This is a genomic window from Nostoc sp. PA-18-2419 (assembly GCF_005869855.1).
Lineage (GTDB): Bacteria > Cyanobacteriota > Cyanobacteriia > Cyanobacteriales > Nostocaceae > Nostoc.
In genome coordinates this window covers 66,240-76,990 of sequence record NZ_SZNH01000030.1, presented here as the reverse complement: position 1 = coordinate 76,990, position 10,751 = coordinate 66,240, and the positions used below count along the sequence as shown (strand labels likewise).

General features: G+C 41.4%; 7 protein-coding genes and 1 pseudogene. 3 read left to right on the top strand and 5 right to left on the bottom strand.

The window, feature by feature from the left end:
• Window positions 1-2: 2 nt before the first annotated feature.
• The 3 genes and pseudogenes from psbA to FCR06_RS24465 all read right to left on the bottom strand — a co-directional run bounded on the left by psbA (window position 3) and on the right by FCR06_RS24465 (window position 2,754).
• A complete protein-coding gene (gene psbA, locus FCR06_RS24475; RefSeq protein WP_138504370.1) occupies window positions 3-1,085 on the bottom strand; it encodes a photosystem II q(b) protein in 1,083 nt (360 codons plus the stop codon).
• Window positions 1,086-1,102: 17 nt separating this feature from the next.
• Window positions 1,103-1,384 (bottom strand): annotated as a pseudogene (locus tag FCR06_RS24470) (photosystem II q(b) protein); the annotation flags it as partial.
• Between the two features lie 482 nt (window positions 1,385-1,866).
• Window positions 1,867-2,754, bottom strand: a complete 888-nt coding sequence (locus FCR06_RS24465; RefSeq protein ID WP_138504378.1) for a 4-hydroxybenzoate solanesyltransferase — start codon at window positions 2,752-2,754, stop codon at window positions 1,867-1,869.
• Window positions 2,755-3,382: 628 nt separating this feature from the next.
• Here FCR06_RS24465 and FCR06_RS24460 point away from each other — a divergent pair.
• From FCR06_RS24460 to FCR06_RS24450, 3 genes are all read left to right on the top strand, one after another.
• Complete coding sequence (locus tag FCR06_RS24460) at window positions 3,383-5,035, top strand: Ppx/GppA phosphatase family protein (RefSeq protein WP_138504368.1); 1,653 nt, start codon at window positions 3,383-3,385, stop codon at window positions 5,033-5,035.
• 823 nt (window positions 5,036-5,858) lie between these two features.
• Window positions 5,859-6,899, top strand: coding sequence for a DMT family transporter (locus tag FCR06_RS24455; protein ID WP_138504366.1), 1,041 nt, complete (start codon window positions 5,859-5,861; stop codon window positions 6,897-6,899).
• A 145-nt stretch (window positions 6,900-7,044) separates the two neighbouring features.
• A complete protein-coding gene (locus tag FCR06_RS24450) occupies window positions 7,045-8,181 on the top strand; it encodes a peptidoglycan-binding protein (protein ID WP_138504364.1) in 1,137 nt (378 codons plus the stop codon).
• 190 nt (window positions 8,182-8,371) lie between these two features.
• Here the strand turns inward: FCR06_RS24450 and FCR06_RS24445 are convergent, their stop codons facing one another.
• Together FCR06_RS24445 and FCR06_RS24440 are read right to left on the bottom strand one after the other, a co-directional pair.
• Window positions 8,372-8,827, bottom strand: coding sequence for a DUF2141 domain-containing protein (locus FCR06_RS24445; RefSeq protein ID WP_138504362.1), 456 nt, complete (start codon window positions 8,825-8,827; stop codon window positions 8,372-8,374).
• An 81-nt stretch (window positions 8,828-8,908) separates the two neighbouring features.
• Entirely contained in the window at window positions 8,909-10,711 is a 1,803-nt protein-coding gene (locus tag FCR06_RS24440; RefSeq protein WP_138504360.1) for an ATP-binding protein, read from the bottom strand.
• Window positions 10,712-10,751 lie beyond the last annotated feature (40 nt).

The following is a 10,751-nucleotide window of genomic DNA, read 5'->3' as shown; positions in this document are numbered from 1 at the left end:
AATTAACCATTGATAGCAGGAGCGGTGATTGCGACAGGAGCAACCTCACCAGCAGCCAAGTCCAGAGGGAAGTTGTGAGCATTGCGCTCGTGCATAACTTCCATACCCAGGTTAGCGCGGTTGATGATATCAGCCCAAGTGTTGACTACACGACCCTGAGAATCAATGATTGATTGGTTGAAGTTGAAACCGTTCAAGTTGAACGCCATTGTGCTGACACCCAACGCCGTAAACCAGATACCAATCACAGGCCATGCAGCCAGGAAGAAGTGCAATGAACGGCTGTTGTTGAAGCTAGCGTATTGGAAAATCAATCTGCCGAAGTAACCGTGTGCTGCAACAATGTTGTAAGTTTCTTCTTCTTGACCGAACTTGTAACCGTAGTTTTGAGATTCGTTTTCGCTGGTTTCACGAACTAAAGAAGAGGTTACCAAAGAACCGTGCATTGCAGAGAATAAACTTCCACCGAATACACCAGCGACACCTAACATGTGGAACGGGTGCATCAAAATGTTGTGTTCCGCTTGGAAGACAATCATGAAGTTGAAGGTTCCGGAAATACCTAAAGGCATACCGTCAGAGAATGAACCTTGTCCGATGGGGTAAATCAAGAATACTGCTGTAGCTGCTGCTACTGGTGCGGAGAATGCTAGGCAAATCCAAGGACGCATTCCTAAGCGGTAAGAAAGTTCCCACTCCCGACCTAAGTAGCAGAATACACCAATCAAAAAGTGGAAGATTACTAGCTGGTAGGGACCACCGTTGTACAGCCACTCATCTAATGATGCTGCTTCCCAAATTGGGTAGAAGTGTAAACCAATAGCGTTTGACGAAGGTACTACTGCTCCGGAGATGATGTTGTTTCCGTAGAGTAACGAACCTGCTACTGGTTCGCGGATACCATCGATGTCTACTGGAGGTGCAGCGATGAAGGCGATTACGAAACAGGCGGTGGCGGCTAGCAGCGTGGGTATCATTAATACTCCGAACCAGCCAATGTAGAGACGGTTGTTGGTGCTGGTTATCCAGCTTGCAAACCGCTCCCATACGTTGGCGCTTTCGCGACGTTGAATGGTTGCTGTCATTGCTTTATAAGTGCGNGGTAGAAGTGTAAACCAATAGCGTTTGACGAAGGTACTACTGCTCCGGAGATGATGTTGTTTCCGTAGAGTAACGAACCTGCTACTGGTTCGCGGATACCATCGATGTCTACTGGAGGTGCAGCGATGAAGGCGATTACGAAACAGGCGGTGGCGGCTAGCAGCGTGGGTATCATTAATACTCCGAACCAGCCAATGTAGAGACGGTTGTTGGTGCTGGTTATCCAGCTTGCAAACCGCTCCCATACGTTGGCGCTTTCGCGACGTTGAATGGTTGCTGTCATTGCTTTATAAGTGCGGTTGTTTGTTTATGAATCAGACGGTTTATTTGCGTCTGTAATATTACTTTACATTGCTTTACTTAATTTAATCAAGTTTTATGACTTTTACGAAACTGATATAAGTTATTAGTTTTATTTATTTCAAATTTATCCGTTTGTGTAAGTGCAATGCTTACAGTCAGTGGTTATGCACCTGTTAAGTAGGTCAACATTGAATAAACGTAAGATAGTAATTTTTATGATTACTTCTTTGACTCAGTTTTGCTCGTAATCAAATTTGATATTTAATTAAGTTGAGCTACTTAACAGCCTACAAGGGAGCGATCGCCCTTTTGCAGACAATTGTTACAAAAAAGTCCGTTTAAATTTTTCAGGTCAAAATTCCTCAAGTATATATGATGTTAATGCTCAGATTTGACTTTTTAAATCCTTTAGATGTGGAGACGCCACCCGCCTACGACGGGAAATCTTTGTTTAGCGCTAATTCATGAATACAAAGAGCCAAAAATCATCCCAGCAAGCAAGATAAAACCAATCCACACGTTTTGCCGGAACATTTGGGCATAAACAGGGTTAGGTAAGTTTTGCTTTCTTAATTGCAGAGATTGCCAAACCCAGCTGATAGTAGCCAGTCCAAGGCTAATCCAGAAAAATAGGTGAAGATTTATTACTACACCCAACCAAGCTAATAATAAGATGGTGCCAGCAAAGAAAATTCCAATAGCTACAGGGGCATAATCACCAAAAAATAGAGCGCTAGAATTAACACCGATGCGGCGATCATCTTCTTTGTCGCTCATAGCATAAACTGTATCAAATCCGAGTGTCCATAGTACAGTTGCGCCCCAAAGTAACCAAGTTGGTTGGGAAATACTCTGCGTTACCGCACTCCAGCTAATTAATACTGCAAAACCCCAAGCGATGGAAAGTACTAACTGTGGAATCGGAAACACTCGTTTTGCCCCTGGATAAAGCAGGATTACAGGCACCGCTGCTACAGATAACCAAAAACTCAACGGGTTAAGATAAAAAGCCAGAACTGCTGCACAAGCCATCGCCACAAAAGCGACGACAATCCCAACTTTCACAGACAAAGCACGAGAAGCTAAGGGGCGATCGCGCGTTCTCTCCACTTCTGGATCGATGTCTTTATCCCACAAATCATTAACAACACACCCAACTGCACTTGTGGCGAGAGTACCTAATACAATTACACCAACCAAAGGCAAAGGCGGTTTCCCAGCTGCTGCCAAAAACACAGCCCATAAGGCAGGAATCATCAATATTAATCGTCCTTCTGGTTTATGCCAGCGCAAAAGACGAATAATTACAAGCCAAATTGGTTTTTTATCGCGTTCTGGTGTCGTTAACATAGCATGGGGAGTAGGGAGTAGGGAGAGGGGACTAGATATTGGGGACTGGGTATTGGGCATTGGAAAATAGTTTTTTTAACTTTATTCCCTTGTCCCCAGCCCCCAGCCATAGTCTCAAATCCCCAGTTCCTATTCCCTAATTCATACATCTTTACATCTATAGAATAACGTTATTTGTTATTTGTAAAAACATAACCCCAAGTGGCAACTTTAAAGATCTTTAAATAGTCACTAGAGTTATCAGCAGTTGAGTAAATATACTTAGCTCAATTAATCTCGACCAAACTGAGTGCCCAGTGTTGAGTCAGCGTTCGCCCTTGGCGTCTCGCCTTGGAAGAAGTTCAAATATCTTTTCTCTCCAGGAGACGTTAGGGTTAGGTGTAGCCTGCTTCCCCATAGCGTTACGCCAATGACAAGCCGCCCTTTGAGGGTCTAAACGGTACTCTTATATGAGAACTGTAAAATAGCCCCTAGCTAGTGACTTCTCGCTAAGTGGACATCTCACTTCTTTACTCAAAGTTCGTAACTCAGCACTGAATTTGAGCAAGTGTGTTGCAATAAATATCAGTGTCAGCTACCCCGACATACCACCGTTTGCCATCACTTCTGAATATAGAGAAAAAACTAGATGCAGAATTTAGTTTCGCCTAGCTGGGAGAGTATTCCAGCTCAACCAGTTGACCAACACCGGATTATTGCTGCCATTGACTTGGGAACAAATTCTCTACACATGGTAGTGGTGAAGATTGACCCCACACTACCAGCTTTTAGCATTATTGCCAGAGAAAAAGAAACCGTAAGACTAGGCGATCGCAATCTTGCGACAGGAGAACTCAAACCAGAGGTTATTAAAAAAGCGATCGCTGCTTTAGGACGCTTCCAAGAAGTTGCCAAAACAATCAACGCTGAAACAATCATTGCTGTGGCAACTAGTGCTGTACGGGAAGCCCCCAATGGTAAAGATTTTTTGCACAGTATAGAAGTGGAATTGGGTTTGAACGTTGACTTGATTTCTGGTCAAGAAGAAGCGCGACGAATCTACCTTGGTGTACTCTCGGGAATGGAATTTCACAACCAGCCCCACACAATCATTGATATTGGTGGCGGTTCTACAGAATTAATTTTGGGAGACAGTCACCAACCCCGTACTCTCACCAGCACCAAAGTTGGTGCAGTGCGACTTACTAATGAGTTAATCACCACTGATCCCATCAGCAATACCGAGTTTCAATATCTGCAAGCTTATGCACGCGGAATGTTGGAACGTTCTGTAGATGAAGTATTAGCAAACCTGGAGTTTGGAGAATCTGGGCGTTTGGTGGGTACGGCCGGCACTATTGAAACTCTAGCGATGATTCATGCGCGAGAAAAGTCAGGGACTATTCCCTCCACTCTCAATGGTTACCAGTTTAGTCTCAAGGACTTACGGGAGTTGGTAAATCGTTTACGAAAACTGAGTAATGCAGAAAGGGCCGCTATACCTGGAATGCCAGAAAAACGGTCAGAAGTGATACTTGCGGGGGCAGTAATTTTACAGGAAGCAATGACCCTTTTGTCTATTGAGTCGGTAACAGTCTGCGAACGTTCTCTTAGAGAAGGCGTAATTGTAGACTGGATGCTTTCTCACGGTTTAATTGAAGATAAACTGCGCTATCAAAGTTCAGTTCGAGAACGCAATGTTCTAAAGCTTGCTAATAAGTACCATATTAATTTAGAGTATAGCGATCGCGTGGCAAAATTTGCCCAAAGTTTATTTGACCAAATGCAAGGTATCCTACACAATTGGGGAGCCGATGAGCGCCAATTACTGTGGGCAGCTGCCATATTACACAATTGCGGCCATTATATTAGCCACTCGTCTCATCACAAGCATTCTTACTATCTAATTCGCAATGGTGAATTACTCGGTTATACAGAAACTGAGATTGAAATCATTGCCAATTTAGCCCGTTATCACCGCAAATCTCCACCCAAGAAAAAACATGAAAATTATCAATGTTTACTAACTAAACAGCAGCGACAAATAGTCAGTCAATTGAGTGCCATATTAAGATTAGCTGTTGCGCTAGATCGGCGACAAATTGGCGCAATTGCTCAAGTTAAATGTGAATATTATCCCCAATTTCGCCAAGTCAATCTCTTGATTTTCCCATCCCAGTTTGATGATGATTGTGCCTTAGAATTATGGAGTTTAGATTATAAAAAAGGAGTATTTGAGGAAGAATTTCGCGTGAAATTAGTAGCGACTTTAGAAAAGTCTGCTTTTGCTGATTTCTCCTAGAGGGCAGAAAACAGGTACATTGCAAAGCGGTTATGTACCTACTTAAACACTTGATAGCAAGCAACCAAGCGCTTATACGATTTATACTTAATTCATCTATATTTCTTTAAAATTACATTATATTTCATCCTACTAAAGAAAGAATATATAAATCTCCCTAAGAAGTATTTGAATAAATAAGCTTAGCAACTAGAATGTAGGCAACAGTTTAATTACTGTTAGGTTATGTTGCAAGGGGATATCTAGGCTTGAGAAACTTAGGTATCCTCATTCTTATGTATATATAAATATATCAGTATTTTACACTTAGTAATACTCCATTCAAGGGTATTAGTTGTTCCATATTTAAAAAAGCACAATTCATGTAGCTAAATTCTTGACTAATACTCAATTTTGTTAGACTACCTGCAAGATTTATTCTGTTCGCAATCGTGTTTAGATTAAATAGATTAGCTTCAAAAATGAAATCCAATAATCTTAAAACTTCATTCCTGTCTTAAAAATAGGCAGTGGAGAGTAGGAAAAGAAATTTTTATAATCTTTGGCTGTGGGTTTTTGTGTGAGTCGCTATATTAAAAATTTCAGTTACAAAAAGACCCTTATTTATTGACTTTTTGCTTTCTAAGTGAAGTCTTCAGTAATACACAAATTCTATATCTCCAATCATTTTTATCTTAAATAGCATTTAAAATTAAGCCATCTAGCAGCCAGTATTAGGTGTTTAAAGCTACAAATAAGTATTTGTTCTTCATAAAACGACATAATTCGGTAAAATTAGGTAAAGCAATTTTTACGCTTGTTAAACAAAGGCCTCTGCAAACCCATGCAACTGAAACTCAGTGCATTCCGACTTACCTTTGCTCCTGTTTTGTTAATTGCCCCCTTTTTCCTATGGGGGACAGCAATGGTGGCAATGAAAGGAGTGATACCCCACACTACACCCTTATTTATGGCAGGCGTACGTCTGTTACCAGCTGGGGTGTTAATTTTGATAGCAGGAGTATTGATGGGTAAACCCCAGCCAAAAACTTGGACTGCGTGGCTATGGATTGCCTTATTTGCCTTAGTGGATGGAACATTGTTTCAAGGATTTTTGGCAGAAGGATTAGTCAGAACCAGTGCTGGGTTAGGGTCTGTGATGATTGACTCACAACCTTTGGCTGTAGCTTTGCTATCGTTGTGGTTATTCCAGGAACGTATTGGTTTTTGGGGATGGCTGGGGTTAGGCTTGGGAGTCACAGGTATTAGTTTGATTGGTTTACCAGAAGAATGGATTTTCTATATTCTTGATTCGGGTGCAAATGTCACAATTGGTAACTGGCAAGATTTGTTTGCCAGTGGTGAGTGGTTGATGTTGCTAGCAGCCTTATCAATGGCAATAGGAACAGTATTAATTCGGTTTGTCTGCCGACATACTGACCCAGTGACCGCTACAGGATGGCATATGATTTTGGGTGGATTGCCACTATGGGGTATTTCATCGGTTGTGGAATCCCAGCAATGGCAGAATTTAGGAGCATCCGATTTAGTGGCTCTGGGTTATGCTACCGTATTCGGCAGTGCGATCGCCTACGGATTATTTTTCTACTTTGCCTCTAGTGGTAGTCTCACTAGTCTGAGTTCCCTCACCTTTCTCACACCCGTCTTTGCCTTACTATTTGGTAATCTCTTCCTAACAGAAGTTCTCAGCCCCTTACAGTGGCTAGGTGTTTTCCTGACTTTAATCAGCATCTACCTGATTAACCAACGTGATACTCTACCACGGCAGAATAACACGATTAGTGTCGGCGAACAAGCTAATATGCAGCAACCAGTTTTAGAAGCATCTACCAAAAAATTTGACCCTGTGGGGACTGGGGACTAGAAACTGGGAAATGGATAATAAGGTATTTGAATCACCAATCCCTAATTTCCTATAACAAATAACAAATAACACTTAACATTTGGACGCCTTGAAGGTATTGTAATATCCATGACTTCAAAAGCACGTTTAGGCTAAAACTTGCAATATGAGGCTATGTCGTTCCTCAATCCTGATATTTTCCTGTTTTTGTTGCCTGGGTTTTTACTTAAATCGCCCAAGCACAGCTACATCTAACCCAGTAGCTGAAGTTTTAGAACTTGCACAAGCTAATTCAAGAGTTTCTGCTAGTCCAACTGTTTTGAGATATGGTAGTCGAAAATCAGATGTGCAGAGACTACAAACCCAATTGAAAGAGTTGGGATATTACAGAGGTGTGGTAAATGGACAGTACAACCCCGCTACGGAAATCGCTGTAGCGAAATTTCAGAAAGTAAAGGGTTTAAAAATAGATGGTCTTGCTGGTTTAGAGACTAGGAAGAGACTGCAAGCAGCTTTAACAGCCAAAAATCAGATTGTCACTTCTCCAATTATTGCCTCTGGTAGTGCGACTCCTAAGCCAAGTGCAAAACCTCAGCCTAGTGAGAGAAGTTTTGTGTGGTGGTTAATATTTGCCGTTGGTGTTTTAGGAAGTGTTGGGGCATTTCTTTACCTGCTGAGATGGTTTGTTCAGGTCAAGCAAGTACAAAAGTCGGAAATATCAAATAATAAAAGTTTGAATAAAGTAAAAAAAGACCCGATTACAACATCTTCACCAGAGAATCTAACTAGTCCACACACACCCCAGCTACCACCGACTACACAATTGCTGCTACCAGAAAGAACTTCTCGTCTTGCTAAACTCAATATCGTTGATGAATTAATTCAAGATTTACGCAGCCCTGACTCCACCAAGCGGCGCAAGGCGATTTGGGATTTGGGTCAGCAGGGAGATTCCCGGGCAATTCAGCCAATGGTTGACCTGATGATTGATGCTGATTCTCAAGAAAGCAGTTTAATTTTGGCTGCTTTGACCGAAATTGGTGCCCGGATACTCAAACCGATGAACCGTGCTTTGGCAATCTCAATGCAAGATGAAAGTCCACAGGTGCGGCAAAATGCAATCCGTGACTTGACGCGTGTTTATGACATGATGAATCAAATGAGTCAGATACTCTGTCATGCACTCGAAGATCCAGATGCCGAAGTGCAAGCAACAGCACGATACGCTTTAAGTCAGATGAATAGAATACGTGCCTTACCGGAACAACACAATAGGTCAGAAGATTCACATAGTAATTCGTAATTAAATCTGAGTTCGATAAATTTGGTTTTACCCAATACCTTTGGGATAAAGCTTTTTGCTCTCCTTGACCAAATAATTACTAATTCGTAATGACCCTTGTTTCTCGCTAACGTAATTCGTAATTAAAGAGGGGGTAAGACCCCCACTGATTGTAACTACGAATTACGAATTATTTTAACTCCCCACTGTTCTAAAAATATTTCAACTGGACTTGAATATTAGTGTTCGGTCCTGCTACCAAAAATGCTGCTTGGCTAAATTTGGGGGCACTGGTGGTAATTACTGGGTTTCTGGAAAATCCAAAGCCTTCGATGGGTATACCAAGAATATTACGATTGAGAGTGCGATCGCTATTTTGATCGTGGATCACAGCAACGGCATAATTACCTGCTTTCAAGTTCTCAAAGGTAATCAGCAAGGGAGTATCAGTAATCTTAATACACTGTCCTTGTAAAACGCGATCGCCTTGGTTAGGAAATCCTTGACTGTTAGCAAATATACTCGCACAAACCTGTCCTTGTTTATTCTTTAATCCATCAATTTCCACAGTGAGTTTGCCCTTATAATCTGCCTTGGCAGTAAATGACCATATTAAATTTCCTAAGACTGCCAACAGCAGCATACTAACTCTCAATCCTCTCACCATAAAATTTTTCCTTAGTTATTGGTCATTCGTCATTTATTAGTGGTTTTAAACAAATGACAATTACAACTGTTGATCTGAACTTCAAATGATAGGTAATGTAAACCAGAAAGTTACTCCGGCTTGAGGATTGGGATTAATACCAATTTCGCCACCATGAGCATTGATAATTTGCTTGGATAGATATAACCCCAATCCCAAACCTACAGAATTGCGGATGCTACTACCCCGAAAGTAAAGCTCAAAAAGCCGATCGCTTTGTTTTTGACTAATACCCACACCGTTATCACTGACAGTACAATAAATGTTATTACCCTCAACAGTAGCGTTGATTGTCAAAAGCAATCCAGGCGGATTGTGTTTGAGAGCATTAACAATTAAGTTAGAAAAAACTCGCCATAATTGCGTAGGATCTACATTCACCAATGGCAATGCGGATACCAAATTTGTTATAGTTGCTTGATTTTGCACCACTAGTGGCTCTAAATCTGCTAACGCTGCTTCGACAATCGACAGTAATTGTACGGTTTGACGTTGTAAAACAATACCTTGCACCTCACTGATATGAGCTTCCATCAACGAATTAATTAAGTTAAGTTGGCGATCGCTACTTTGAATCATCCGCTCTAAAATTGAGCGTTGCACAGCGATTAGGGATTGGGAAGAGACTGGTTTCATAATTTTTTCTTGTCTCCCTTGTCCCTGCTCCCCAGTCCCCAGTCCCTCGCTGTTGAGCAGATTCTTCAGTACCATCAAAGTACCTAGCACCGGGTTACGTAAGTCGTGAGAAACTGCATGAAAAAACACTCGTAGTTCTTCTTCAGTTTGTTTGCGCTGTGTAATGTCTTCAATCAAACCTTCGTAATACAGCAGCTTTCCTCGTTCGTCACAGACTGCATAGGCTTTTTCGGAAATCCAAACAATACTCCGATCTCGGCGATAAATTTGAGACTCGAACTCCGAAACCCTGCCATACTTTTCCATCAGGCGCACAAATTCTGCTCGGCGGTTTGGATCGACATACAATTGGTGTTCAATATCAGTGAAATTTGCTGTTACCTCCTCTGGTGATGAGTAGCCATAAATACGTGCTAAAGCAGGATTTGCTGTAATGTAACGTCCATCAGGACTGCTTTGAAAGATACCTTCTACAGCGTTTTCAAAAATGGTGCGATATTTCGCTTCTGCAACTTTGAGTTTCTGGTAAGCAGATTCAAGTTCTTGACGGGCGTAAAACTCAGAGCGTTGCAGGCGATCGTACAGATAAACACCTATATCACATATCGTACAAAACCAAAAAATATATAAAATAAACGTTACATTATAGATCTCTGGGTGTTCTGGGATTGGTGTTTTTAGTCCAAGTGCGGTGTTGACACCAAAATAGTAAATTAGCACACTTGCTTGAGACAGCAAGTGAAGAGTCCAGCAGACTGGGATTAAGATAGCTTGACTTAAGAACAATAGCGACCAACCGATGCTATCGGGTAGTGCAAAACCTCTGAGGGTTGCAAACAACTGTGATATTAGACTAATTGACCAAGAAGAACCCAAAAATAATAAATCTGGACGATGACGACCAAATTTAGTTTTATGTAGGGCAAAGCAGATAAGTATATTTATAAGCATTGTAATATTCAGTACAATGCTTCTTGGTCGGAGTAATTGTGGCAGTTTCTCCAACTCTTGCAAAGGGAAAAACAAGCCGTAAATGTCTCGCAAAGTAAAAGATAATAGACAAATCAGCGCCAGCCACAACCATAAATGCAATCTCTGCCACAAAAATTGGTTGCGCCAAGCTTTGTATAGAGTAATAATTTTATCTGTTGTTGGTGCAGAAAAGGTTTTTCTGTACCATCTTTGCACTGTTGTAAATGGGGTAGCCATTAGCATCCAAGCAACTTTGCCTATACCGTTGAAGGTGTTT